This is a genomic window from Thermobacillus sp. ZCTH02-B1 (genome assembly GCF_002159085.1).
Classification (GTDB): domain Bacteria; phylum Bacillota; class Bacilli; order Paenibacillales; family Paenibacillaceae; genus Thermobacillus.
In genome coordinates this window covers 129,781-155,229 of record NZ_LZRU01000030.1, presented here as the reverse complement: position 1 = coordinate 155,229, position 25,449 = coordinate 129,781, and the positions used below count along the sequence as shown (strand labels likewise).

The window sequence follows — 25,449 nt, the reverse complement described above, 5'->3', positions numbered from 1 at the left end:
GGGCGAAGCGGCCGTCACGGGGCGCCGCGCAGCGAGCGCCGGAAAGCCTCCGGCGTCTGCCCCGCGATCCGTTTGAACGCGCGGGTGAAATGGGACGGATGCTTGAATCCGACCTCGTAGCCCACTTCCGTCACCGGGCGCTCCGGATCGAGCAGGAACAGCAGCTTCGCCTGCGTGATGCGCCGCTGATAGAGATACTCGAAGATCGTGAACCCGGTCGCCGCCTTGAACAGCCGGGCCATGTAATGCCGGTTCATGTGCAGCTCGCGCTCGAGCACGTCGAGATGGATGTCTTCCATGTAATGCGCCTCGAGGTAGGCCGCGATCCGCTGGGCGCCGCGGGCCTTCGCGTCCGAGGGTTCGGAGGCGTCCGGTCCCGGCTCCGCGCCGGCGAAGCAATCGCGGACCTCGTGCAGCAGCCGGAGGAACGCGATCAGGAAGCGGTCGCAGGAGACGGCGTCGTCCCGCCGGTACAGATCGCACATCTCGGCGAGCACCGCCTCGATGCGCTCCCGCCGCCCGCCGGCGAGCCGCACCCGCGCGTTGCCGAGCTCGCGGAACGGCGCGAGCACGTCGGTCCGGAACGGCGGCCGCAGCAGTTCGGCCGCGAACGCCGGATCGAAATGGACGATCGTCCTGAGATACGGCCGGCGGGCATCGACGATCGGCGCATGCAGCGTCATGCCGTGCATGATGATGAGATCGCCGGGCGCAAGCTCGAACATGCGGCCGCCGATCAGGTAGGTGCAGGCGCCGCCGTGGAAGTAGTAGATCTCGTACGCCGGATGCGCGTGGAACCGGCCGGGCGGGTATGGATTCCGGTTGAACGACGCGTCGACCGGAAGACCGTATTGTTCCCCCAGCGTCATCGGACGACACTCCCCCCTTTGCCGCCAAGTGTACCACAGATGCGGAAACCTGCGGCGGCCGGGCGGGAGTTTTTTTGATGGGCAGAAAGTCAACCAGAGTCAAACTTCCGCTCCATTCGGCTACCGTCGTGAAAGTGCCGCCCCCGCCGGCGTGGTAGGATGGTGGCGAATCCATCGTGCGGGGCATCCGCACATCCGGATGAAGGGGTGAAGAGGTTGCTGCGGATCGGATTGATCGGGCTCGGCAACATGGGTACCGCGCACGCGGACATGCTGGCGCGCGGCGAGGTGGAGGGCGGCGTGCTGGCGGCGGTGTGCGATCCCGATCCGGAAAAGCTCGAGCGGGCGCGGGAGCGGTACGGCGAGCGGGTAAAGCGCTTCCGCGACGCGGAGGCGATGATGGCGTCCGGCGAGATCGACGGCGTCGTGATCGCGACGCCGCATTACAGCCATCCGCCGCTCGCGATCCGGGCGTTCGCGCACGGCCTGCACGTGCTGGTCGAGAAGCCGGCCGGCGTGTACACGAAGCAGGTGCGGGAGATGAACGAGGCGGCGGAGCAGGCGGGCACCGTCTTCGCCATCATGTACAACCAGCGGACGAATCCGCTCTACCGCAAGCTGCGCGATTTGGCCGCAAGCGGCGAGCTCGGCGAGATCCGGCGGACGAACTGGATCATCACGGACTGGTACCGGCCCCAGAGCTACTATGATTCCGGGACGTGGCGCGCGACGTGGGAGGGCGAGGGCGGCGGCGTGCTGATCAACCAGTGCCCGCACCAGCTCGACCTGTGGCTCTGGACGACGCAGCTCCGGCCGCGAAGGCTCCGCGCGTTCTGCCACTTCGGCAAATACCGGAACATCGAGGTCGAGGATGAGGTGACGGCCTACGTCGAGTACGAGAACGGCGGCACCGGCGTGTTCGTCGCGACGACGGCCGAGGCGCCGGGCACGAACCGGTTCGAGGTGGCCGGCACGCGGGGCAAGGTCGTCATCGAGGACGGCAGGCTGTCGTTCTGGAGGCTCCGGGTGTCCGAGCCGGAGTTCAACGCGACATGCCGCGGCCTGTTCGACAAGCCGGAATGCTGGAAGGTGGAGGTGCCGGTCGAACCCGGAAGCGGCGGCCAGCATCGGGCCATCCTGCAGAACTGGACGGACGCGGTGCTGAAGGGGACGCCGCTCATCGCGCCGGGCCGGGAAGGCATCCACGGCCTGATGCTGTCCAACGCGATGCTGCTGTCGACCTGGACGGACGGCTGGGTCGAATTCCCGATCGACGAGAACCGGTTCCTGGAGGAACTCGAGGCGCGGATCGCCGAATCGCGGCGCCGGAAGGCGAAGGCGGCGGAAGGATGAAGCGGCTCGCGGGACGCGGGACGAGGGAACGTGAAGCGCGCGGCGGTTTGAAGCGGCGGACGTTTTGGTTTGGATGACGGTACGAAAGGGACGATGGGCGTGAAGGGCGACGGCATGAACTATGCGCCGCAGGGAAAGCCGAACCCGGTCGTAAAGCCGGGCGAGTTCGTGTTCGCGGCGATGGCGCTCGAGCACGGTCACATTTACGGCATGTGCAACGGGCTGATCGAGGCGGGCGGCACGCTGAAATGGGTTTACGACGACGATCCGGCGAAGGTCGAGCGCTTCGTGAAGACGTATCCGGGCGTGCGGGTCGCCCCTTCGGCGGACGCCATTCTGCAGGACCCGGAGGTGATGCTGGTCGCCGCGGCCGGCGTTCCGTGCGAGCGCGGCCCGCTCGGCGTGAAGGTGATGCGCCACGGCAAGGACTACTTCGTCGACAAGGCGCCGTTCACGTCGCTGGAGCAGCTCGGGGAGGCGCGGCGGACCTGCGCGGAGACGGGGCGCAAGTACGCCGTCTACTACAGCGAGCGGCTGCATGTGGAGTGCGCCGTGCACGCGGGCGACCTGATCGCGGCGGGCGCCATCGGGCGCGTCGTGCAGGTGCTCGGGCTCGGTCCCCATCGGCTGAATGCCCCGTCGCGGCCGGGGTGGTTTTTCGAGAAGGCGAAGTACGGCGGCATCCTGTGCGACATCGGCAGCCACCAGGCCGAGCAGTTCCTGTTCTACGCCGGATGCCGGGACGCGAAGGTGCTGCACAGCAAGGTCGGGAACTACCGCAACCCCGAGTACCCCGAGCTTGAGGATTTCGGCGACGCGACGCTGCTCGGCGACAACGGGGCGACGGGCTATTTCCGCGTCGACTGGCTGACGCCGGACGGGCTCGGCACCTGGGGCGACGGGCGGACGCTGATCCTCGGCACGGAGGGTTACATCGAGCTGCGCAAATACATCGACATCGCCCGGTCGCCGGCGGGCGGGCATCTGTACCTCGTGAACGGCGAGGGCGAGTTCCACATCGACTGCACCGGCAAGGTCGGCTATCCGTTCTTCGGCCGGCTCATCCTCGATTGCCTGAACCGGACGGAGCACGCGATGACGCAGGAGCACGCGTTCAAGGCGGCGGAGCTGAGCCTGACCGCGCAGGCCATGGCCGAGCGGGTGCACGGTTGAGCGACTGCCGAGGCGGCACGGGGGGTTGACGGATGCGGCCGGAACAGGGGGAAAACGGTTCGCCGGAAAAGCGGCTGCTGCGTGAAGAAGGGGCGGATTGCGCGTGAGGAAGGAGCAGATTGCGGCGCAGCTCTATACGCTGCGCGAATATACGCGGACGGCGGAGGAGCTCGACCGCGCGCTCGCCCGCGTCGCCGCCATCGGGTATGCGGCGGTGCAGGTGTCGGCGATCGGGCCGATCGATCCGCGCGAAGTGAAGGCTTCGGCCGACCGGCACGGCCTTGCGATCTGCGCGACGCACGTGCCGTACGCGCGGCTCGTGGACGATCTGGACGCGGTCATCGCGGAGCACCGGTTGTGGAACTGCCGGTACGTCGGCCTCGGGATGATGCCGCGGCAGTATCTTGCAGCGGGGATCGAAGGCTTAAGGGCGTTCATCCGCGAAGTGTCGGAGGCGGCGAAGCGGCTGCGCGACGCGGGGCTGCAGTTCGTTTACCACAACCACCGGATGGAGTTTGCGAAATTCGGCGGACGTACGGCGCTGGAGCTGCTGATGGAGGAGACGGATCCGGACGCGTTCCATTTCGAGCTCGACACGTACTGGGCGCAGGCGGGCGGCGCCGATCCCGCGGCTTGGATCCGCAGGCTGGACGGCCGGATGAAGGTTGTCCACCTGAAGGACATGGCCGTCGTCGGGGACGAGCCGCACTTCGCCGAGATCGGCGAGGGCAACATGAACTGGGACGCGATATTGGACGCCTGCCGCGCGGTCGGGATGGAATGGTACGTCGTCGAGCAGGACGTCTGCCGGCGCGACCCGTTCGAGAGCCTCGCGATCAGTTGGCGGTATCTGGCGGAGCGGGCGGAATCGTAAGACGGACAAAGGCGGTCCGGCTGCATGCCGGACCGCCCTTTTTCGCGGCGCTAATCGGCCTTGGCCTTGCGGAACGCATCCATGTAGGCCCGCGCCTTCTCGGCGATGAGATCGTAGTTGCCGGTCTTGACGGCCTCCTTCGTCAGATCGCCGCCGATGCCGACCGCGAACGCGCCGGCCTTGATCCACTCGCCGAGATTGGACAGCGAGACGCCGCCCGTCGGCATGAGGTTGGCCTGCGGCAGCGGCCCCTTGAGCGTCGGGATGATGGACGGCGTGAACATGTTGCCCGGGAACAGCTTGACGACGTCGACGCCGAGCTCGAGCGCCTTCGTGATGTCGGCGATCGTGATCGCGCCTGGCATGACGGGCACCCGGTACCGGTTGCAGAGCCGGATCGTCGGCTCGTCGATCCCCGGCGAGACGACGAATTCGGCACCGGCGAGAATCGCCGAACGCGCCGTCTCGCTGTCCAGCACGGTGCCGGCGCCGACGATCGCGTAATTCGCCGCCGACGGGTCGCCGCTCTGATATTTTTTCGCCAGGGTGGTGATCGCCTCGAGCGCGAACGGTACGGTCAGCGTGATCTCGACCGCCCGGATGCCGCCCTCGATCGCCTTCTCCGCCATCCGCACGACGTCTTCGGGCGAATCGCCGCGCAGGACCGCGACGACGCCGGCGTCGCGCAGCTTGCGGATCAATTCGATTTTCTTCATCGCGTCAAGGCTCCTTTCGGAATTCCCGCGGTTATCGCGCCATCCAGCCGCCGTCCACGCAGAGGATGTGCCCGTGCACATAGTCGGACGCGCGCGACGCGAGGAAGACGACCGGTCCCTTCAGGTCGTCCGGCACGCCCCAGCGTCCCGCCGGAATGCGTTCGGATATGCTGCGATAGCGTTGCTCGTCCGCGCGGATCGGTGCCGTGTTGTTCGTCTCCATGTAGCCCGGCGCGATGGCGTTCACATTGACGCCCTTGCCGGCCCATTCGTTGGCGAGCGCCTTCGTGAGGCCCGCCACGCCGTGCTTGCTGGCCGCGTAACCCGGCACGTTGATGCCGCCCTGGAACGACAGCATGGAGGCGATGTTGATGATTTTGCCGTAGCCGTTTTTTATCATATGCCTTCCGGCAAGCTGGGACAAGATGAAGACGGCGTTCAGGTTGAGCGCGATCACCGCGTCCCAGTCTTCGCGCGAATGTTCCGCCGCGGGCGTGCGCCGGATGATGCCGGCGTTGTTGACGAGAATGTCGATCCGGCCGAAGAGTTCGACCGCCCGGTTCCATGCCCGCTCCGCCTCTTCCGGACGGCTCAGGTCCGCCGGGATGTCCTCGGCGTGGCCGCCGAAGCCGCGGATGATGCCGGCCGTCTCCGCGCTGCCCGAGCTGGACACGAGGGCGACGGACGCGCCGGCTTCCGCCAGGGCGATCGCCATCGCCCGCCCGAGCCCGCCGGAGGTGCCGGTGACGAACGCGTTCATGCCCGTCAGATCGAACAAGCTTTTCACCATCGGAATTCCCCCTTGCGATCCTGTTCCGTTTCTTCCGCGGCCGCCGCGGACGGAAGCGCGCAGGACGCCTTCGTGATCCGGGCGCCGGCCGCCGTGAACCGGGCTTCCGTCTCCGCGTCCAGCCCGCTGTCGGTGATGAGCCGGTCGACGTCCGCAAGCGCGGCGAAGGTGCGCAGGGCGACGACGCCGAACTTGTGCCGGTCGGCCAGCATGTAGCGGTGCATGGCCGTCTCGATCAGCGCGCGCTTGAACTCGACGAGCTCGCCGGTATAGATGGAAAAGCCGCAGGTTTCATGCACGCCCGTCGAGGACAGGAACGCCTTCCGGATGTTCAGGCCGCGCACGAACCGGACCGCTTCCGGACCGGTCAGCATGTTGCGCACGCGGCTGCCGCCGGGCACGACGAGCCGGATTTCCGGCTTGCGCGCGAGCTCGCCGATGATGAAGACATCGTTCGTGACGACCGTAAGCGGTTCGTCCGGAAGCCGCTTCGCCAGTTCCAGCGTCGTCGAGCCGCCGTCGAGGGCGATCGTGTCGCCGGGCTCGATCAGCTCGAGCGCCGCGGCGGCGATCTCCGCCTTTTCCGTGAGGTGGCGGCGGATCGGGCCGCTCCCGGGCAGAATGCCGAGCTGATCGGAACGCGCGAGCACCGCGCCGCCGTGCACGCGGACCAAAAGCCCGCGCTCCTCGAGCTTCGCGAGGTCCCCGCGGATCGTCTTGCCCGACACGTTCAGCCGCTCGCTCAGCTCCGCGACGGTCACTTCGCGGCGCTCGATCAGCAATTCCATGATCGCCTGATGCCGTTTCAGCATGTTCATGGCGGATCAGCGCAGGTCCTGCATCGCGACGGGATCCATGTCATCGAACGCCTGGTTTTCGCCCGCCATGCCCCAGATGAACGTGTAGCTGGCCGTGCCGACGCCGCAGTGGATCGACCAGCTTGGCGAGATGACCGCCTGTTCGTTGCGGACGACGAGGTGGCGCGTCTCATGCGGCTCGCCCATGAAATGGAAGACGACGCCGTTTTCCGGCATGTCGAAATAGAAGTAAACTTCCGAACGCCGGTTGTGCGTGTGGCAGGGCATCGTGTTCCACATGCTGCCCGGTTTCAGCAGCGTCATGCCCATCACGAGCTGGCAGCTCCTGATGCCGCCCTCGTGGATGTACTGGTAGATCGTCCGTTCGTTCGACTGCTCGATGCTCCCGAGATGGCGCGGTGTCGCCTCGCTGATCGCCGCCTTCACCGTCGGATAGGTCTGATGCGCGGGACACGAGTTGAAATAGAATTTCGCCGGCGCGTCCGGGTTGTCGCTCGCGAAGACGACGTCCTTCGCGCCGCGGCCGATGTAGAGGCAGTCCTTCGGCCCCATGGTGTATACCGTGCCGTCGACCGTCACGGTGCCGCTCCCGCCGATGTTGATGATGCCGATCTCCCGCCGCTCGAGGAACGTCGCGGCGCCGATTTCCTTCGGATCGGCTTCCAGCTTGACCGGCGCACCGACCGGCTGGACGCCGCCGACGATGAACCGATCCACGTGGGAATAGGTCAGCACGATTTCGCCGGGCTTGAACAGCCGCTCGATGAGAAAATGCTCCCGGAGCCCCGACGTGTCGTACTTCTTCGCTTCCTGCGGATGCACGGCGTAACGGATGTCCATCGTGCGGATTCCTCCTTGATCGTTCATTTTCGTTCATTTTGTTCCGTTAAGGTTTATTTTATATGACGATTGGAAATTCCGCAACGGCCCATCGCGCTCCGTTCCTCCTCCGCTGCGCCCCGATTCCCTTCCTCCACCGCGGCCGGGCGTTCCGGTTTTCCGCGGCCGCCGGATGCCGCGCGCCCGTCTGCGCCGGGCATGCCGCGCGGGGAGCCCGCGGGCGGATGTCCGGCGCACACCGTGTGCCCCGGGGCGGCGGAAGCCGCGTGCGGCGATACCGTTGACAGCATGGCGGCCGGCGACTATAGTGTAGACAGCGCTTTCATACGAAAGAAACCGGCCGTTGCGATCGGCGCGGCAAATTCGACGCATGCAGGGGGAATGACAGGATGGGCGGACCGTATCTGCTGGCCATCGATCAGGGAACGACGAGCTCGCGGGCGATTCTTTTTGACGCGGAGGGCCATATTGCGGCGAAGGCCCAGCAGGAGATCCGGCAGCATTATCCGCAGCCGGGCTGGGTCGAGCACGACGCGGACGAGATTTGGAGCTCCGTCCATCGCGTTGCGGCGGACGCGATCGCGCAGGCCGGCATCCGGCCGGACGAGATCCGCGCGATCGGCATCACGAACCAGCGGGAGACGACGGTCGTCTGGGACCGCAAGACCGGCCGGCCGATCCACCGCGCGGTCGTCTGGCAGTCCCGGCAGACGGAGGAGATCTGCGAACGGCTGCGCGCGGAAGGCGCGGAACCGCTCATCCGGGAGCGGACCGGGCTGGTCGTCGATCCCTATTTCTCCGGAACGAAGATCCGCTGGCTGCTCGACCACGTCGACGGGGCGCGGGAGAAGGCGGAGCGGGGCGAGCTCCTGTTCGGCACGATCGATTCCTGGCTCATCTGGAAGCTGACGGACGGTGCCGTTCACGTCACCGACGTGACGAACGCCTCGCGGACGATGTTGTTCAACATCCACAAGCTGGAATGGGACCAGGATCTGCTCAGGCTGCTCGGCGTGCCGGCCGCGATGCTGCCGGAGGTCAGGCAGTCGTCGGAGGTGTACGGCCGCACGTCGCCGAACGCGTTCTTCGGCTGCGAGGTGCCGATCGCCGGGGCGGCGGGCGATCAGCACGCGGCGCTGTTCGGGCAGGGATGCTTCGAGCCGGGGATGGCGAAGAACACATACGGCACCGGATGCTTCATGCTGATGAACACCGGAAGCAAGGCCGTCCCGTCGAAGCACGGGCTGCTGACGACGATCGCCTGGGGCACGGGGGGACGGGTCGAGTACGCGCTGGAGGGCAGCGTGTTCGTCGCCGGCTCCGCGATCCAGTGGCTGCGCGACGGCCTGGGCATGATCAAGGCCGCTTCCGAGTCGGAACATTACGCGGCCCGGGTCGCGTCAAGCGAAGGCGTCTACGTCGTGCCGGCGTTTGTCGGGCTCGGCACGCCGTACTGGAACAGCAGCGTGCGCGGCGCGGTGTTCGGGCTGACGCGGGGCACGTCGAAGGAACATTTCATCCGGGCGGTGCTCGAATCGATCGCCTATCAGTCGAAGGACGTGCTGGACGCGATGGAGGTGGACGCGGGCTTCCGGCTGAAGGCGCTGCGCGTCGACGGCGGCGCGGCGATGAACGATCTGCTCATGCAGTTCCAGGCCGATCTGCTCGGCACGTCCGTCGAGCGTCCGGTGAACTACGAGACGACGGCGTTCGGCGCGGCTTGCCTCGCCGGGCTCGGCGCCGGCGTGTACGGCAGCCGGGAGGAGATCGCCGCCATGTGGCGGCTTGACAAGCGGTTCGAGCCCGCGATGGACGCGGCGGAGCGCGACCGGCTGTACGCCGGATGGCAACGCGCGGTGCGGGCGGCGATGGCGTTCTGAGCCTCCGTGGATGCGGATTGTGACACTTTTCACAGCTTTGCGCTGCCGGTTCGGCTACCCTGAAGACAAACCGAAGCCGAATCGGAGGGGTGGACGTGAAGCCGCACGCGCATGGCATCCTCGATGAGCTGAACGCCGTGCTCGGGCATCCGCTGTACCCGCTGGGCGAGGCGGTGCAGCGGATGCAGGAAGAGCGCAGCCTGCTCATGGAAGAGTGGAACGAACTGGCCGTCCTGACCCGATCGATCTTCCGGCACCGGAATGCCCGCTCCCATGAAGGCGAGATCCGTTGGCTGTCGGAGAAAGCCGGAGATCTGCTGAAGGATCTGCGCGGGCATGCCTCCTGGGCGGAGGAGCAGCTCCGGCCGCTGCTGGAACGGGCGCTCGACGAAGGATCCGAACGGATGGACGATCTGCAGGCGATGATCCGGCGCGCGGAGGACGGGCTTGAGCGGTTCATCGCCTGCCTTGCGGCAGCCGAACCGGTTCGCGGGCGCGAGATATCCGGGCATCTGGCGGGGGCCGCGCGCGCGTTCGATGGCCTGTTCTGCCTCGAAGGCGAACTGCTGGACGCGTTGTGGCCGCGCACGGATGAGGACGGAGTGTGTTGAATCGCGGGATATTTTCTGCTACTATCACGATAACCGGATAGGGAAAGGGTGACCTTTGGTCCGATGCGCAACTGATCCTGGCGAATGGAGAACGGTGCAGAACGAATGACGGAAGCCGTGCGGAACGGTCGGTTTCGTGCCGCATCCGGCGCGGTGTTGTTCGTTCGCTGTTTCCGGACGGGATCTTGCGCATGCCGCGGCACATGGCCGCGGTTGGACCCGGGTCATGCCCTGCGCATCGTGCGCATGGCCGCCGCCGATTGGCATTTGCACGCGGGCGTTTCCGGCGGTTCGTGTGCCCCAAGCATGACGCAAGCCTCCTGTCCTGTCGAAGGGTGCGGGAGGTTTTTTTCATGACCATTTTGTTCGAAGCATCGCAGGTGGAAATGTTTGTCGGCGGCAGGCGGCTGTTCAAGGCCGATCAACTGCGCATTGCGGACGGCGAGCGAATCGGCCTGGTCGGCATGAACGGCGCCGGCAAGACGACGCTGCTGCGGCTGATCGCCGGCGAAGTGCAGCCGGACGCCGGATCGGTCCGGATCGCCGGTTCGCGGGCGGTCATTCCGCAGATCAAGCCGGAAGAGGAGACGCTGAGCGGCGGGGAGACGACGGCGCTGTACATGGAGCGGGCACTGGCCGAGCGCGCCGCGCTGCTGCTCGCGGACGAGCCGACCATGCATCTCGACGCCGATCATATCCGGCGGCTGGAGAAGGCGCTCGTGGCGTATGAGGGCGCGGTTGTCGTCGTCTCCCACGACCGGGAATTCCTCGATCGCGTCTGCACGCGCATCTGGGCGATCGAGGACGGCGTCGTGACGGCCTACAGCGGCAATTACTCGTTTTACCGGGAAGCGCGCGAATTGGCGAGGCGGCAGCATCGGGAGCAATACGAAGCCTACGTGGAGAAGAGACGCCAGCTGGAGGAGGCCATCCGGCAGAAGGCGCAGAAGGCGGCCCGCGTGGAGAAGAGGCCGCGCAACCTGGGACCGTCGGAAGCACGAATGGGCAAGGATTATTTCGGCTCCGTGCAGAAGGGCATTCACCGGTCGATCCGGGCGCTCCGGACGCGCATCGGGAAGCTCGGGCGGGTCGACAAACCGCGGGAACCGGAGCGGGTGCGGATGAGCGTTCCGGAGGTGACGCGCCTCGGCAGCCGGGTTGTCATCCGCGTCGAGGGACTGGAAGCCCGCGTGGGCGGCCGGCTGCTCTGGCGTGATGTCTGGTTCTCGCTGCCCGCGGGCAGCAAAACCGCACTGATCGGCCCGAACGGGTCGGGCAAGACGACGCTATTGAGGCGTATCGTGGAGCGAAGCGAAGGCGTATCGATCGCCCCGGCGGTGCGAATCGGCTATTTCAGCCAGCATCTGGACATCTTGAGGCCGGAACGGTCGGTAATGGAGAATGTGTCCGACGGATCCGCGCAGCCGCCGGAGGTGGTGCGCGCCGTGCTGGCCCGGCTGCTTTTCCGCCGAGACGACGTCCACAAGCCGGTCGGCGTGCTGAGTGGCGGCGAGCGCGTACGGACGGCGCTCGCGAAGCTGATCGTCGGCGACGTGAACGTGATGATCCTCGACGAGCCGACGAATTTTCTCGACATCCCGTCGATCGAGGCGCTCGAATCGCTGCTCGCCGATTACGAAGGCACGGTGCTGTTCGTCACGCATGACCGGCGGTTTGCCGACCGATTGGCGGATCGCATCCTCGAGATCCGGGACGGCCGGGTGGATGTGTTCGAGGGCGGCTACCGGGCATACGAGGAGCACAAATCGCGCATGGCGGAAGCCGGTGACCCGGCGCTGGAAGAGGAGTTGATGACGGTGGAAATGAAGCTGTCGGAGATCATCGGCAAGCTGAGCATGCCGGATCCAAGCGACGATCCGGAGGCGCTCGATGCGGCGTTCCGGAAGCTTGCGGCGAGGCGGAATGAACTGCGCCGGCTGCTGGGGAAAGCCTGATCTCCGTTCGGCGCGGCGTTGACATTTCCCGTGAAATGGTATCCACATGCGAGACGGTCGGCGGGAACAGGTGGGTTCCGGCCGACCGTTTACGCTTGGCAGCGTGCGATGCGCTGGCGAAACGGACTTCCCGGCGGCCGCTCCGGATGCGGCCGCCGGGACGCGTTCAGCTTCCGGCGGGTTGCCGGCGGAACAGCCGCTCCCACAGGGAGCGCTTCTTGCGGGCGCGGTGCCGCTCGGAACGGGGAATCAGGATGGCGGCTTCCGGCGACGGATGCCGCATCCGGGCTTGCGAAGGATCGTTCGCCGCGATCATCCCGCCCAAGGCCTGCCCGCCGGTCGACCGTTCCGCGGATGTGCCGCCCGGGGCCGGTCCGCCGGTCGAGCGATCCATGTTCCTGCCGCCCGAGGGCTGTCCGCCGGTCGACCGGTCCGCGGGCGCGCCGTCCATGGATTGTCCGCCGGTCGACCGGTCCGGGCTCGTACCGCCGGAGGCTGGTCCGTCGGCCGTGCGTTCCGGGGACTCGCCGCCCGAGGCTTGTCCGCCGGTCGATCGCTTCACGCTGGTGCCGCCGGAGGCTTGTCCGCCGGCCGTTTCTCCCGGGGATGCATCGCCGCCGGATATCCGCCCGCCGGCCATATCCGGTCCCCCTGCCGAATGGGCCGAGGCCGACCACGGCTCGTCGGCGGACGCATTCGCCGCAATTTCGTCGGCAATGCGCGCTGCTTCGCGCAGCTCGATCAACAGGCTTTCGATCGGCAGCTCCTGCCGTCCCTGCTCCGGCGCGGGTCGATCCCGGAAGAGCGCCGCAGACCGCCTCGGCACGCTGGCCTGCGGTTCGGCGCCGGGAAAAGCGTCATCCCGTCCGATCGCCGGCATCGCCGCGGCGCCGCCGTACGCCCGCTCGACGCCGGCCCAGATCGCGAAGCCGAACGACGCCCGGTCTGTCGCGGCAGCCTGCTGCTCTGGCATGGGCCGGTGCATGGCATCGCTCCCGGATTTCGGGGCATCGCTCCGGTCGAACGCCGGGACTTCGCTCCGGATGAGCGCCGCCGCGTCCCCCCGGTCGAACGCCGGGACTTCGCTCCGGATGAATGCCGCCGCATCACTCCGGCCGAACGCCGGTTCCCTCCGGTCCAACGCTTCGGCATCCTCCCGGCCGAACGTCCCTTCACCCCGGTCCGACCCCGCGGCATCGCTCCGGTCGGATGCCGCCCCGTCCCGCGAGGCCATCCGGTCCACCATCGCCGACAGCCTGTCCACCCGCATGACCAACCTCGCATGTTCTTCCCTGAGCGCTTCAATCCAATCGCGCAATTGGCGCAGCGTCAGCCGCCGGCCCGCTTCCGTTTCCCGCATTCCCGCCGGCATCTCCTCCGCCCTCGCCTTCCGCGCATGATCGCCAATCGGATTCGCAGCGGCCCGGTCGGGCTCCGCCAGTCTCGCGTTTCGCATGAACACCGCCTCCTTGCGATGCAGATGGTGCGTTCCGGGCAACGGAACGATCCGCTTCCATCTTAGTACGCCCCGGACGAGGAGGCTGTCGAAGCCCGCCGTCAGGCCGCAAATTGAACCGTTCGTACCGGCATGTCCGCCGCACGTCCGGGACGGCGGACGCGAGTTGCGAATCTTCCCGCCGTCGCGACAGCATTCGAACGGCGCCGGATATCGGAACCAGGCGGGCGCGATCGGCACGCCCGCCTTCGGTCGGATTCGGCCCGTCGCCGGGACGCCGCATTTCGCCAGCCCGCCGTTCCCGCGCCGACGATCACCGCGCGCATGCGGACGCGGATGCTGATTCCCGTCGACTTCTTGAACACCCGCACAGGCAGGACGGGCTGTTGAACCCGGTCTGCGGCGTGGCCGGCCGCTCCCGAGCGGTGCCCTTGTCCGGACGGATATGATACACTGTATTTGATCGGTTCCGGACGGCCGGACTGCCGGCAGGCGGTCCGGCTGCGGTCGTCCCGGCGCACATTTTCGCCCGCGGCGGGGCAGAATAGGCCTGCGCCGGCCCGTGCAGGGACGCGGGCCGGACGGACTTACGCGATCGAAAGGGGCGGAGCGCGATGGAAAGGACGGAGCGAAGGGCGGGGTGGCGGCTTGAACATACGTACGCCCGGCTGCCGGAGCTGTTCTGGCACCGGCAGGACCCGGCGCCGGCCGCCAAACCGGAGCTCGTGATCCTGAACGATCGGCTTGCGGTCGAACTCGGCCTCGACCCCGGAGCGCTCCGCGCGCCCGCGGGCGTTGAAGCGTTGGCGGGCAGCCGGCTGCCGGAGGGCGCCGAGCCGATCGCCCAGGCGTATGCGGGCCACCAGTTCGGCTGGTTTACGATGCTCGGCGACGGCCGGGCGCTGCTGCTCGGCGAGCAGCGGACGCCCTCGGGCGCGCTCGTCGACATTCAGTTGAAGGGATCGGGCCGCACGCCGTTTTCCCGCGGCGGGGACGGCCGGGCGGCGCTCGGGCCGATGCTGCGCGAATACATCATCAGCGAGGCGATGCACGCCCTCGGCGTGCCGACGACCCGGAGCCTCGCGGTCGTGAAGACCGGCCTGCCCGTCATCCGCGAGACCGTGCTGCCGGGAGCGGTGCTGACCCGCACGGCGGCGAGCCATCTGCGCGTCGGCACGTTCGAGTTCGCGGCGTGGCGCGGCGGCAGGGAGGCGCTCCGGGCGCTGGCCGACTATGCGATCCGGCGGCACATGCCGGAAGTGTCCGGCGATGAACGGCCGTATCTGGCTTTCTTAAGGGAGGTCATCGACCGGCAGGCCGCGTTGATCGCGCGCTGGATGCTGATCGGGTTCGTCCACGGCGTCATGAACACGGACAACATGACGATCAGCGGCGAGACGATCGATTACGGCCCGTGCGCTTTTCTGGATGAATACGATCCGGACACCGTCTTCAGCTCGATCGACACGCACGGCCGCTACGCCTACGGGCGCCAGCCCGCGATCGGCGCCTGGAATCTGGCGCGGCTGGCCGAGGCGCTGCTGCCGCTGATCCACGAAGACGAGGAGAAGGCCGCCGGGCTGGCGGAGGAGGCGCTCGCCGAATACCCCGGCCGGTACGAACGCTACTGGCTGAAGGGCATGCGCGCCAAACTCGGGCTGTTCGGCGAAGAGGCGGAAGACGGGGAGCTCGCCCGGGATCTGCTCGAGCTGATGCGCCGGCACCGGGCGGATTACACGCGAACCTTCTTCGATTTGACGCGCGGCAGGCCGGAGGAGACGGCGATGCATGGCACCCGCGAGTTCGGCGAATGGCTGGAGCGTTGGCGGAATCGGCTCGGGCGGCAGCCGCAGACCGAAGCCGAGGCAAGGCGGCTCATGGAGAGCGCGAACCCCGCGGTCATCCCGCGCAACGCCCGCGTCGAGGAGGCGCTGGAAGCCGCGGCGCGCGGCGATCTGTCCGTCATGGAACGGCTGCTCGCCGCGCTTGCCAAGCCTTACGACCCGGAAGCGGCCGATCCGCTGTACGCTGCGGTGCCGCCGAAGCCGGACCGCCCGTACCGGACGTTCTGCGGCACGTAACCGGGCCGCGTCCGTCCGCGGCCGGACGGCCAGGATGGGCGGCGGGCGGTGAGGAAGGCGCTCGCCGGTCGGATGCGGTTCGCGAAGCTGCCGCGGATGGCGGAGACGGCGCACGATCGGACGGATGCGGACCGCGGGTTGTGCGGGGAAGACGTGCGCGGACAGCCGGAGGCGGCCGGCGGAGGACGTGGTGCGCGAAACATGCGGCGGAAGACGCCCCGGCGGGGAACCGGGGCGTGGTTTTTGTCGCATCATGGCGAATTTCGGCAGGAAAACGGGGATTTTTTACCGAAAAATCTAATGAAACCGACACCGGATTGTCGATACATAAGGATGGATGATGCATCGCGGGATGTTCTCGTCCGGGATGCGGGGAAGAGCGGGCACGGCATGATCGGACGACGCAGCGGCCCGGCCGGACGAAGACGAAGAGAAAGGGGACGGTGTGGAATGAATCTTTTGCAGCGGTTGACGACGATGAAGAAACCCGAGTGGCAAGCCCAGTCCGATCCGTCGCAGGCGGCGGGCCAGGGTCAGGAAGCGAACGGCAAGGCGCCGGTACGATCCCAGGCGTTCGACGATCCGCTGGTCGCGAAGCTGATTGATATCGTGCAGCAGGTGATCGACAGCAGATCGAGGAGCGCGACCGCATGATTGTCGCCAAGGAAGACCAAATCCGCGAGCTGCAATATGACAAAAGCTTCCTGGAGAGCAAGCTGGAGTCGCTGACGGCCGAACTGAACCGCGCGAAGGAGAGCGTCCTCGGGATGAAGACGCAGTACGACCAGATGGTGGCCGAGTTCAATGCGCAGCGGCTGCAGCAGGAGAACCGGATCCGCGAACTGCAGGAGCGGCTGTCGGAGCGGGAGCTGACGAACCGGCAGCTCATGCTGGATTTGAATCGCAATCATAAGGAGTTCGAACTCCGGCTGCGCGAATTCGAGAACCGCGAGCGCGAGAAGGAAGTCAAGATCCAGCATCTCGAACAGAAGCTGCGGCAGACGCAGAACGAGAACGAACGGCTCACGCGGGTCATCAGCGATTTTGCGGCGCAGGCGATGGCGGCGCCGAAGGCGGCCGCCGCGGCGGAAGCCGAGTAAGGATGGGCCGATGCGGCGGTGTGGATCTGCCATGCGGCTCCAAGGCCGCTGCGGAACGCCGTCACTTCATCGGGCAGGCGTACAATACCCGCCCGACGGTGCGGGATTTGGACAAGACCTTCGCATCGAGGATGTTTCCGAACTGTCGACGTCCCCGTCGGCAGTTTTTTTATTGAAAAAACGTATCGGCCCCGCAACGCAACTTCAGAGCCGGTTCCGGCGTCTGATTGAACAGATGACAATTCATGCATGGATCGCGAGGTGTTTACATGAAAGGAAACATCATGGCATCGAGGATGAAATGCTTCGCCTGCCTGGCATTGGCGGCGTCGTTGCTGCTCGGGACATCGGCCGCGGCGGCTGTTCCGGAGGGGGAGACCCTGCTGGAAAGGGCCCGGAATGCCTATGACGTTTTCCGGCCCTATACGTATCTGCACATCAGTCAGGGCGAGAAGGAGGAAGCATACAAGTACCAGTCCGAGTATGTTCCGATTCGGGACGTGTTCGGCGGAAGGGTCGAACGGATCCGATGGAACGGCAAGACGAAGACGGCCGAGATCGTCAACGGCGGAAAAACGCTGGTGTTCAACTTCTCCGACGAGGAGCCGGAGAGCACCGACACGAAGATCGTGCTGCCGAAGGAATGGATTCGCCTGTCCGACGGCAGGACGGAGATCCATGCCGCGCTGCTGTCTTATCTGTTCGACCGGGAAATGTCCATGCAACCTGATGTGGATGAAGAGCGGGAAGCATGGCGGGAGCGCCTGGGTTTCCTGGGCATCAAATCGACTTCCGCTCTGCCCGGGGTGCGCGATGATTATTTGTACGTGTACCTGAGCTTCGAGGACAAAACATCCTGAGCCCGAAACGAACCGCCCGCGGCGACGGTTCGCGCGGGCGGTTCGGGCCGGAAGCCTCCGCCATCCGCGGAGGCGTGTCGCCGCAAATGCGAAGACCTCCGCATCCCGCGGAGGTCTTTTCCATTACGGCTCGTTCCGTTTGCCGAGCCGGATGACGTGCCACGAGTGCTTCGGCAGCTCCGCCTCGAGCAGGCCGTCCGCCGCCTGCGAACGGCCGCCGGCATGCGGCTTCACCCGTTCCCCATCCGGTCCGTTCACGGCCTTCAGGTCGTCGTGCTCCAGCACGATGTGCTCCAGCACGCGGTATCCTTCGAAGCCGCGAAGCGCGCATCGCAGCGTCACCGGATCGGTCAGGCTCCGGTTCAGCGCGAACAACGTGAGCTGTTCCCGCTCCTCGTCGTGCACGCCGATGCCCTCGAGCACCGGCACGTCCGTGTACTCCGACGTATCGTACTTCGGCGAGTCGATGACCGGCTGCAGCGCGACGCCCCGGCCGTAGCGCGAAGCGTACAGGAACGGCCAGTAGATCGTCTGCCGCCAGGCCCTGCCGCCGTTCTCGGTCATGATCGGCGCGATGACGTTGACGAGCTGCGCGAGGCATGCCATCCGCACGCGGTCGCTGTGCCTGAGCAGCGTGATCAGGATGCCGCCGACGACGAGCGCGTCCTCGAACGTGTAAATGTCCTCGAGCAGCGGCGGCGCGATGCTCCACGGCTCGATTTGCTTGTCCTGCTCGTTCGAGTGGAACCAGACGTTCCATTCGTCGAAGCTGAGGTTCAGCGTCTTCTTGCTCCGCTTTTTCGCCTTGACGTAGTCGCAGGTCGCCTTCACCGTCCGGATGAAATGGTCCATCTCGAGCGTCGAGGCGAGGAACGACGCGGTGTCGCCGCTCCGGTTGCCGAAGTACTGGTGCAGCGACACGTAATCGACATAATCGTAGGTGAATTCGAGCGAGACGGCTTCGTATTCGGGGAACGTCGGCATGTTCGGATGGGAGCTGCCGCACGAGACGAGCTCGATCGTCGGGTCGACCCATTTCATCGCCTTCGCCGTCTCCTGCGCCAGCCGGCCGTATTCCGCGGCCGTCTTGTGGCCGATCTGCCACGGCCCGTCCATTTCGTTGCCGAGGCACCACACCTTGATGTTGTGCGGCTGCTCGTACCCGTGCTTGCGCCGGAGATCGCTCCAGTACGAGCCGCCCGGATGGTTGCAATACTCGACCAGATTGCGCGCCTCGTCGATGCCGCGCGTGCCGAGGTTGACCGCCATCATCGGCTCGGCGCCCGCCGCCCGGACCCATTCGATGAATTCGTTCGTGCCGAATTCGTTCGTCTCGACCGTGCGCCAGGCGAGATCGAGCCGGCGCGGCCGTTGCTCTTTCGGGCCGACGCCGTCTTCCCAGTTGTAACCGGAGACGAAATTGCCGCCCGGATAGCGGACGATCGGAACGCCAAGCTCGCGGACCAACCTCAGCACATCCTGCCGGAAACCGCGCGCGTCGGCCTCGGGATGGCCGGGCTCGTAAATGCCGCCGTAGACGGCGCGTCCAAGATGTTCGATGAACGAGCCGTAGATGCGCTTGTCGATTTCGGCGATGCGGTATTCCCGGTCCAGCGTCATGCGTGCTTCCAATGTCATGATGGGTCTCTCCTTTACGGTCGTGGTGACTTGTACGGTCTTGATGACGGGATGGCCTGACGGGGGAAGCGGGCGGTCCGGTTCCGGCCGCCCGCTTCGGCTTCAGCCCTTGATGCCGCCGGCTGTCATCCCTTCGATGAAATACCGCTGGAAGAACAGGAACACGATCAGGATCGGCACGATGGCCAGCACGGCGCCGGAGATGAGCATGTCGTAGTTGTTGCCGTAAGGCGTGAGCAAGGTCGCCAGCCCGATCGGAATGGTGAGCTGCTCATTGGTCCTCAGCACGATGAGCGGCCAGAGGAAGTTGTTCCACGAGAACAGCGACTGCAGGATGAGCATCGACGAAAAGGCCGGCGCCATCAGCGGCACCATGATCCGGAAGAAGATGCCGAATTCCGTGCAGCCGTCCACCCTCGCCGCGTCGAGATAATCCTTCGGCAGTCCGCTGGCATACTGACGGAAGAAGAAGATCGGAAGCGGCGCCACCATGAAGGGCAGGATGACGCCCCACATGTTGTTGATCAGCTTCAGCGAGATCGACAGCTTGTAAAGCGGCAGGATGATGATCTCGAGCGGTATCATCATCGTGACCAGCACGAGCGCAAAGAGCGCGTTCCGGAACCGGAACCGGTAGACGGCGAGCGCGTAGCCGACCATCGACGAGAAGAACAGGCACAGCACGGTGAAGACGGCGGTGATGAGCAGGCTGTTCCCGTACCAGGTCAGGTACAGCGACTGGTCGGAGAAGAGATACGCGTAGTTCTTCAGCGACAGGAGTTCCCAATCAAGCCGGAGATTCAGTCCGTACCGCATGATCTCCTGCGCCGGCTTGAACGACGCGACGATCAGCGTGACGATCGGGGAGACCGCGAACAGGCCGAGCAAAACGAACAGAATGAACAGTGCCGCGGAAGCGAGGCGGCGCCGGAGTGCGTTGCCCGCGCTCATGTCAATCCTCCCTCCGGAACATGCCCGTCAGCTTGAGCTGGATCATCGTCGCCGTGAATGTGATGATGAGCAGGACGATGCCAACCGCCGAGCCGAGGCCGAGATTGTTCTGCTCGATCCCGTTGCGGTACAGGTAGCCGACGATCGTCAGCCCGATGTCGTTCGGCGACCGGTTGCCGGCCCACAGCATGTAGCTTTCGGTGAACATCGCGTAACCGCCGTAGATGCTGATCGTCAGCACGTAGATCGTGATCGGCTTGAGCAGCGGCAGCGTGATCCGGATGAACCGGTCCCAGGCGCTCGCGCCGTCGATTTCCGCCGATTCGTACAGTTCCCGCGGAATATTCTGCAGACCGGCAAGGAAGTAGAGGATATTAATCCCCGTCCAACGCCATGTGGCCAGCAACACGAGCGTGAACATCGCCAGCCCTTCATGCCGCAGCCATTTCTGCGGCTCGAACCCGAAGGCGGTGATGATCGTGTTCATCAGCGAGCCTTCCAGTTCGCCGAACGCCAGCCGGAACACGGTGCCCGCCACGACGACCGAGACCAGCGCGGGGACGAACAGCGTCGAGCGGAAGAAGTTGCGCCACGCCATCAGCTTCGAATTGAGAAATACCGCAAGCACGAGCGGCAGCGGGATGAGGATGATCAGGGTCCAGATCGTATATTCCGTGCTGTTCAGCAACGCCTTGCGGAACGTCGGATTCCACAGGTCGCGGTAGTTCTCGAGGCCGATGTAGCGGACCTGTCCGGGGAGCACTTCCTGAAAGCTCATGTTCACGGCGGACAGGACGGGCCAGGCGAAAAAGACGGCAAACGACAGGATGAACGGCAGCACGAACAGCCAGGGCGCGACCGACTGCGAATAGGCCAGCCTCCGCAGCCGGGCAAGCCCGACGGCCGCCTGCCGCGGCGTTGACGGCACCGGTTGCGCCATCGCGTCATGCCTCCTTCCGGTACAACGTACCGGTCCCGCCGACCGGGCGGGACCGGCGCGTCCTCAGGGTCGTTCGTTACTGCAGCTGGGCTTGCGTTTCTTCCAGCACCTTGACCGGATCTTCGCCGTCCTGGAGAATCCGCACGAGCACCGAAGTACGGAACATGTCGGAAATGGCCGGCGTCTGTTCGTTGACGACGACGCCTTCGATCTCGTCCTTCACTTCCAGCAGCACGTCGAAGATGTAATCCCCGAAGTAGTCGGTGAATTTGTTCGGTTCGCGCAACTCCGGCGCATCCCAGACATCCGAGCGCAGCGGGTCGAAGCCGAGGAATCTCCAGATTTCGATGTTGCCTTCGCGCGACAGCTTGGCGAAGGCGAGGAAATCCTTCGCCAGTTCCATATTCTTCGAAGCGGTCGTAATGACCGTGCCCGTGCCGCCCATGCCGGCCGAGCGCGGTTCACCCGCATTCCAGGCGGGCATCGGCTTGATGACGATCTTGCCCTTCAGGTCGGGCATGTAGTCGGTGAACCGGCCCATGTACCACATCGGCATCCAGACCGACGCGGCGCCGCCGTCATTCATGAAGCCGTAGTATTCCTCGGCATGGTGAGTGCCGCCGGGTGCCGTCACCGCGATGCCCTGATCGATCAGCCGCTTCTGGAACTCCAGCGCTCTGACCACGACCTCGCCCGTCAGATTCGGCCGGCCGTCCGCCGTTTGCAGATCGTCGCCGCCGGGCGCCTGCGCGATCTGGGGCCAGACGGACCACATGTCGCCGGTCTCGATCGTCACCATCGGCTTGCCCGTCGCTTCGAGCACCTTCTTGCCGGCCGCTTCGAAATCAGCCCAGGTCTTGATGTCGTCGGGATTGACGCCGGCTTGATCCAAAATTTCCTTGTTGTAATAGATGACGGATGCCCCGACGTGGAAGTCGATGCCGTAGTAGTTTCCGTCCTTTGCGTAAATGTCGAGCCGGGACCGAACGAGGTTGTCCAATTCGGGTTCGACGATGTCGTTGAGCGGCACGAGCTGCGGCGTTCCCTTCAGGAAGTTCGGGAACTTGTTCAGCTCCACGTCCGCCAGGTCCGGCGCGCCCGTCCCGCTCTGCAGCGCGACGAGCAGCTTGTTGTGCATGTCGTCGTACGGGTAGACGATGCCCTTGAGATTGATCTTGCGGTCGGGATTCTTTTCGTTCCACAGCTGGGCCATGTGCTGGTAGAACTGGTCGTGCAGTTCGTTGAACGTCCAGAACTCGAGCGTCGTGCCTTCGCCGCCGTCCGAAGATCCGCCGGAGTTGCCGCCGCGGGAGCATGCGGCTGCGGCGAGCGACAGAACCAGCAGGAACGCCAGGATCAGGAATGAATGCCGTCTCACTTCTCTTCCCCCTTCAGAAGAATCGGATTGGAAATTGCCAAACCCCGCCGAAGCGGGATTCAGACCGGAACCTATTTGGTTTATAAAAAAATAAAATAATTTATGTTATATGGTATTGGCAGCGTTTTATTTTGTCAATAGCTAAATGAATCCGTTTTCTTAGGAATTTCAAATCATTTAAATATAAAATAAAAGTCGAGTTGTGAAGATTTTTGTAAAACAAAGGCGGATTTGGGCGGCGATGCGGGCGAAGGTTGTCGCATCGGGGGAGCGTTTCGGGAAAAGGGGGATGACGGAATTTTTTCGGATCTTTGCGAAACCCTTCTCAAGACAGGGGGTTTATTTTATAATATAATGAAATAATTTGCAGATGAGAGGATGCTATCCGTTGATTCACATCAAAGAATTGCGGTCCGGGCTGAACCTGTTCAAGGCCCTCGGCTCCGAAATCCGGATCGAAATTCTGGAACTGTTGAACCGGTACGGGAGCCTCAATCTGAACGAGATCGCCGAGAAGCTGGGGCTGTCAAACGGCGCGGTGACGATGCACATCAAGAAGCTGGAAGAGAGCGGACTGATCGCGATCACGACCGCGGTCGGCCGGCACGGCATCCAGAAGATCTGCTACCTGAACGAGGATCAGCTGACGGTCGAGCTCAAAGGCAAGGGGTCGGATAATGTCTACGAGGTCGAGATCAAGGTCGGCCATTATTGCGACTACCATGCGGAGCCGACCTGCGGCCTCGCGACGAAGGACAGCGTCATCGGCGAGTTTGACAATCCGAGCTACTTCGCCGATCCGAAGCGGATCGACGCGGAGATCATCTGGCTGACGCGCGGATTTTTCGAATACCGGATCCCGAACTATCTCAAGCCGAACCACCGGCTCGCCGAGCTGCAGTTCATCATGGAGCTGAGCTCGGAGGCGCCCTGCTACAACAACGACTATCCGTCGGACATCGTGTTCCACGTCAACCAGATGGAAGTGGGAGTCTGGACGTCGCCCGGCGATTTCGGCGGGGAGAAGGGGGCGAACAACCCGGACTGGTGGCCGCCCCACCTGAACCAGTACGGCCTCCTGAAGCTGCTCCGGATCAACGAGAACGGCACGTTCATCGACGGCTGCCGCATCTCGGATGTCAAGATCACCGACATTCCGTTTGACGGGCAGCCGGACTTCAAGTTCCGGATCGGCGTGTCCGAGAACGGCCGGGTCGGCGGGCTCACGATCTACGGATCGCATTTCGGCAATTACAAGCAGGACATCGTCGCGCGCGTGCTGTACGATGTCGTCGACTAGGAATCCTTGACGGTCCGTATCTGCGGAGACGGGGAGGCGGCCGATGCATGACGATCGGAGCGCGCATGCTCAAGACCGGGCTGGCGGTGGTGCTGGCCATATACATCAGCGGGCTGTTCGGGTTCAGCACGCCCATCATCGCGGCGGTCGCGGCCATCTTCACGATCCAGCCGTCGATTTACCGCTCCTGGCAGCAGGTGCAAGACCATGTCCAGTCGAACATTGTCGGCGCCGCGTTCGCGCTGGGGACCGCGTACGCGCTCGGCGTCACGCCGATTTCGGTCGGCCTCGTCTGCGTCGCGGTCATCGTGCTCAACATCCGGCTCAGGACGACGAGCGCAATCGGCCTGACGCTCGTGACGGTCGTGGCGGTCATGGATGCGCAAGCGGACGGTTTGCAGTATGCGCTGGAGCGTTTCCTCATGGTGCTGACGGGGATCGTGTCGGCTTTCCTGGTGAACGTGCTCGTCCTGCCGCCGCGGCCGAAGCGGCAGTTCCGCGAGCAGGTGCACGAGGCCTGCAACATTCTGACGCTGCTGCTTCGGACGGCCGTATCGAACGAGATCCGGGAGAAGGTGTTCCGGGAAGAGCATGAGCGGCTGGAGCAGATATTCCGCAGGCTGGACGAGCAGTACGCGCTGTTCCGGGAGGAGCGCGTCATCCGGCCTTCGGCCCGGCGCAGGCATGCCCGGCAGCTTCTCCTGTCGCGCCGGATGATCCGGACGCTGCGCGCCGGCGCCGCGTTGCTGGAGGCGATCGAGGAACATTTCCATTCGTCGCCGGGCGCGGCCGAATGGGCGGAGCGGTTCGACCGGCGCATTGAAGCGCTGACGAAATGCCACGAACAGCTGCTGCTCAAATGGGAAGGAAAGATCAAGCCCGGCGCGGTGATCCGGCCGGAGCCGGTCGATGATCTCGCGCGGGATCTGACCGCCTGGCTGGGGGAACAGCCGGCGGAACGGAGGCGGCTCCTGTTCGTCGCATCCGCGATGTTCGAGTACGCCTGGAATCTGGACCGGCTCGCCCGGCTGCTGGACCGGATCATGCGCAGGGAATCCGGCCGCGGGGCGCCGGGTTCGGAGGATGGCGGAGCGGAGGAGACGGACGGGAAGGCGGCGGAGCCGGCGGCCGCGGTTGCCGGAGACGCGCGGTACCGGCCGAACGGCCGTCATGCGGGAGAACGAAGCGATTAGCGGACGGATCGGCGGCCCGTTCGCGGGGCCGGCGGGTCAGTCCGCCCGGCGTTTCGCCCGCGCCAGATAGCGGGCTTCGAGTTTCCTGCCGCCGTACCACATGGCGGCGATTGCGACGACGGCCATGACGATGCGCCAGGGCTGATGAGCCAGCCGGGTGATGTCGAACGAGAGGAACGAGACCGAGAAGATCATGATCGCCTTGCCCATCAGGATCGCCAGCGCGAATGTTCCGAACCTTACGCTGCTCAGTCCGGATGCGAGGTTGATCAGGAAGGAGGGCGCGAACGGGATGCAGGCGAACAGGAAGATCGGCGTGAAGCCGTTCCGCTCGATCCAGCGGAAGAAGCGACGGGCCGAGGGGTAGCGGCGCTGCAGCCAGATGCCCGGCCGCCGGCCGATCAGCCGCGCGACCCAGAAGACGCAGATCGAGCCGGACACGACGCCGATCCAGGAATAGAGGATGCCGAGCCACAGGCCATAGACGTTCGCATTGACCGCGATGAAGACGACGAGCGGCAGGAACGCCAGGAAGGCTTCCAGAAACGGCAGCAGAATGCCGGGCAGCGGACCGAATTCGGCGTAGCCCTCGATCGTCTGCTTGAGCTGTGCCTCGTCCATCTGCCGCAGCTCGTTGAACCAGTCTGCAATCGATTCGAACATGTCGGATCAG

Annotated in this window: 23 protein-coding genes; 12 read left to right on the top strand and 11 right to left on the bottom strand. The window is 65.2% G+C overall.

All coding sequences use genetic code 11. The features are described from left to right. Positions 1-14: 14 nt before the first annotated feature. On the bottom strand, positions 15-869 hold the full coding sequence (locus A9Z00_RS12590; protein ID WP_296977954.1) for a helix-turn-helix transcriptional regulator: 855 nt from the start codon (positions 867-869) through the stop codon (positions 15-17). Positions 870-1,118: 249 nt separating this feature from the next. On the opposite strand from A9Z00_RS12590, the gene A9Z00_RS12585 reads away from it, so the two are divergent. The 3 genes from A9Z00_RS12585 (at position 1,119) to A9Z00_RS12575 (ending at position 4,269) form a co-directional block, all read left to right on the top strand. Further along, a complete protein-coding gene (locus A9Z00_RS12585) occupies positions 1,119-2,222 on the top strand; it encodes a Gfo/Idh/MocA family protein (RefSeq protein WP_483316307.1) in 1,104 nt (367 codons plus the stop codon). 93 nt (positions 2,223-2,315) lie between these two features. Beyond that, entirely contained in the window at positions 2,316-3,395 is a 1,080-nt protein-coding gene (locus A9Z00_RS12580; RefSeq protein ID WP_296978042.1) for a Gfo/Idh/MocA family protein, read from the top strand. A gap of 103 nt (positions 3,396-3,498) precedes the next feature. Next, complete coding sequence (locus A9Z00_RS12575; protein WP_296978040.1) at positions 3,499-4,269, top strand: sugar phosphate isomerase/epimerase family protein; 771 nt, start codon at positions 3,499-3,501, stop codon at positions 4,267-4,269. Positions 4,270-4,319: 50 nt separating this feature from the next. Here the strand turns inward: A9Z00_RS12575 and A9Z00_RS12570 are convergent, their stop codons facing one another. From A9Z00_RS12570 to kduI, 4 genes are read right to left on the bottom strand one after another with little or no spacing between them, the layout of a single operon-like run. After that, on the bottom strand, positions 4,320-4,985 hold the full coding sequence (locus tag A9Z00_RS12570) for a bifunctional 2-keto-4-hydroxyglutarate aldolase/2-keto-3-deoxy-6-phosphogluconate aldolase (RefSeq protein ID WP_296977951.1): 666 nt from the start codon (positions 4,983-4,985) through the stop codon (positions 4,320-4,322). A 31-nt stretch (positions 4,986-5,016) separates the two neighbouring features. Then, entirely contained in the window at positions 5,017-5,775 is a 759-nt protein-coding gene (gene kduD, locus A9Z00_RS12565; RefSeq protein WP_296977948.1) for a 2-dehydro-3-deoxy-D-gluconate 5-dehydrogenase KduD, read from the bottom strand. Next, complete coding sequence (locus A9Z00_RS12560) at positions 5,769-6,593, bottom strand: DeoR/GlpR family DNA-binding transcription regulator (RefSeq protein WP_296977945.1); 825 nt, start codon at positions 6,591-6,593, stop codon at positions 5,769-5,771. Before A9Z00_RS12560 ends, kduD begins: the two co-directional genes overlap by 7 nt. Positions 6,594-6,599: 6 nt before the next feature. Beyond that, positions 6,600-7,433 (bottom strand): 5-dehydro-4-deoxy-D-glucuronate isomerase, encoded by an 834-nt coding sequence (gene kduI / locus A9Z00_RS12555; RefSeq protein WP_296977941.1) that lies wholly within the window; start codon positions 7,431-7,433, stop codon positions 6,600-6,602. 389 nt (positions 7,434-7,822) lie between these two features. On the opposite strand from kduI, the gene glpK reads away from it, so the two are divergent. From glpK to abc-f, 3 genes are all read left to right on the top strand, one after another. Beyond that, entirely contained in the window at positions 7,823-9,313 is a 1,491-nt protein-coding gene (gene glpK, locus A9Z00_RS12550; protein ID WP_296977938.1) for a glycerol kinase GlpK, read from the top strand. A 95-nt stretch (positions 9,314-9,408) separates the two neighbouring features. Beyond that, positions 9,409-9,924, top strand: coding sequence for a hypothetical protein (locus tag A9Z00_RS12545; protein WP_296977935.1), 516 nt, complete (start codon positions 9,409-9,411; stop codon positions 9,922-9,924). A 353-nt stretch (positions 9,925-10,277) separates the two neighbouring features. Then, entirely contained in the window at positions 10,278-11,879 is a 1,602-nt protein-coding gene (gene abc-f / locus A9Z00_RS12540; RefSeq protein ID WP_296977931.1) for a ribosomal protection-like ABC-F family protein, read from the top strand. Between the two features lie 166 nt (positions 11,880-12,045). Here abc-f and A9Z00_RS12535 read toward each other — a convergent pair whose 3' ends face one another. Next, positions 12,046-13,335, bottom strand: a complete 1,290-nt coding sequence (locus A9Z00_RS12535) for a hypothetical protein (RefSeq protein ID WP_296977929.1) — start codon at positions 13,333-13,335, stop codon at positions 12,046-12,048. A 614-nt stretch (positions 13,336-13,949) separates the two neighbouring features. On the opposite strand from A9Z00_RS12535, the gene A9Z00_RS12530 reads away from it, so the two are divergent. The 4 genes from A9Z00_RS12530 (at position 13,950) to A9Z00_RS12515 (ending at position 17,376) form a co-directional block, all read left to right on the top strand. After that, entirely contained in the window at positions 13,950-15,416 is a 1,467-nt protein-coding gene (locus A9Z00_RS12530; protein ID WP_296977926.1) for a protein adenylyltransferase SelO, read from the top strand. Between the two features lie 450 nt (positions 15,417-15,866). Then, a complete protein-coding gene (locus A9Z00_RS12525; protein WP_296977923.1) occupies positions 15,867-16,070 on the top strand; it encodes a hypothetical protein in 204 nt (67 codons plus the stop codon). Next, positions 16,067-16,516: a hypothetical protein gene (locus tag A9Z00_RS12520; RefSeq protein ID WP_296977921.1), complete on the top strand. Its 450-nt coding sequence runs from the start codon at positions 16,067-16,069 to the stop codon at positions 16,514-16,516. The genes A9Z00_RS12525 and A9Z00_RS12520 overlap by 4 nt, the downstream gene beginning before the upstream one ends. A 284-nt stretch (positions 16,517-16,800) precedes the next feature. After that, on the top strand, positions 16,801-17,376 hold the full coding sequence (locus A9Z00_RS12515) for a stalk domain-containing protein (RefSeq protein WP_296977918.1): 576 nt from the start codon (positions 16,801-16,803) through the stop codon (positions 17,374-17,376). A gap of 123 nt (positions 17,377-17,499) precedes the next feature. Here the strand turns inward: A9Z00_RS12515 and arfA are convergent, their stop codons facing one another. From arfA to A9Z00_RS12495, 4 genes are all read right to left on the bottom strand, one after another. Beyond that, on the bottom strand, positions 17,500-19,014 hold the full coding sequence (gene arfA, locus A9Z00_RS12510) for an arabinosylfuranosidase ArfA (protein ID WP_296977915.1): 1,515 nt from the start codon (positions 19,012-19,014) through the stop codon (positions 17,500-17,502). 102 nt (positions 19,015-19,116) lie between these two features. Continuing rightward, positions 19,117-19,965 (bottom strand): carbohydrate ABC transporter permease, encoded by an 849-nt coding sequence (locus A9Z00_RS12505; protein ID WP_296977912.1) that lies wholly within the window; start codon positions 19,963-19,965, stop codon positions 19,117-19,119. 1 nt (position 19,966) lies between these two features. Further along, entirely contained in the window at positions 19,967-20,905 is a 939-nt protein-coding gene (locus A9Z00_RS12500; RefSeq protein WP_296977909.1) for a carbohydrate ABC transporter permease, read from the bottom strand. Positions 20,906-20,981: 76 nt separating this feature from the next. Further along, positions 20,982-22,283: an ABC transporter substrate-binding protein gene (locus A9Z00_RS12495; protein ID WP_296977906.1), complete on the bottom strand. Its 1,302-nt coding sequence runs from the start codon at positions 22,281-22,283 to the stop codon at positions 20,982-20,984. A gap of 388 nt (positions 22,284-22,671) precedes the next feature. On the opposite strand from A9Z00_RS12495, the gene A9Z00_RS12490 reads away from it, so the two are divergent. Together A9Z00_RS12490 and A9Z00_RS12485 are read left to right on the top strand one after the other, a co-directional pair. Continuing rightward, positions 22,672-23,583 (top strand): ArsR/SmtB family transcription factor, encoded by a 912-nt coding sequence (locus A9Z00_RS12490; RefSeq protein WP_296977903.1) that lies wholly within the window; start codon positions 22,672-22,674, stop codon positions 23,581-23,583. A 47-nt stretch (positions 23,584-23,630) separates the two neighbouring features. Beyond that, positions 23,631-24,776 (top strand): FUSC family protein, encoded by a 1,146-nt coding sequence (locus tag A9Z00_RS12485; protein ID WP_296977900.1) that lies wholly within the window; start codon positions 23,631-23,633, stop codon positions 24,774-24,776. Between the two features lie 36 nt (positions 24,777-24,812). Here A9Z00_RS12485 and A9Z00_RS12480 read toward each other — a convergent pair whose 3' ends face one another. Beyond that, complete coding sequence (locus tag A9Z00_RS12480) at positions 24,813-25,439, bottom strand: TVP38/TMEM64 family protein (RefSeq protein WP_296977897.1); 627 nt, start codon at positions 25,437-25,439, stop codon at positions 24,813-24,815. Between the last annotated feature and the right edge of the window lie 10 nt (positions 25,440-25,449).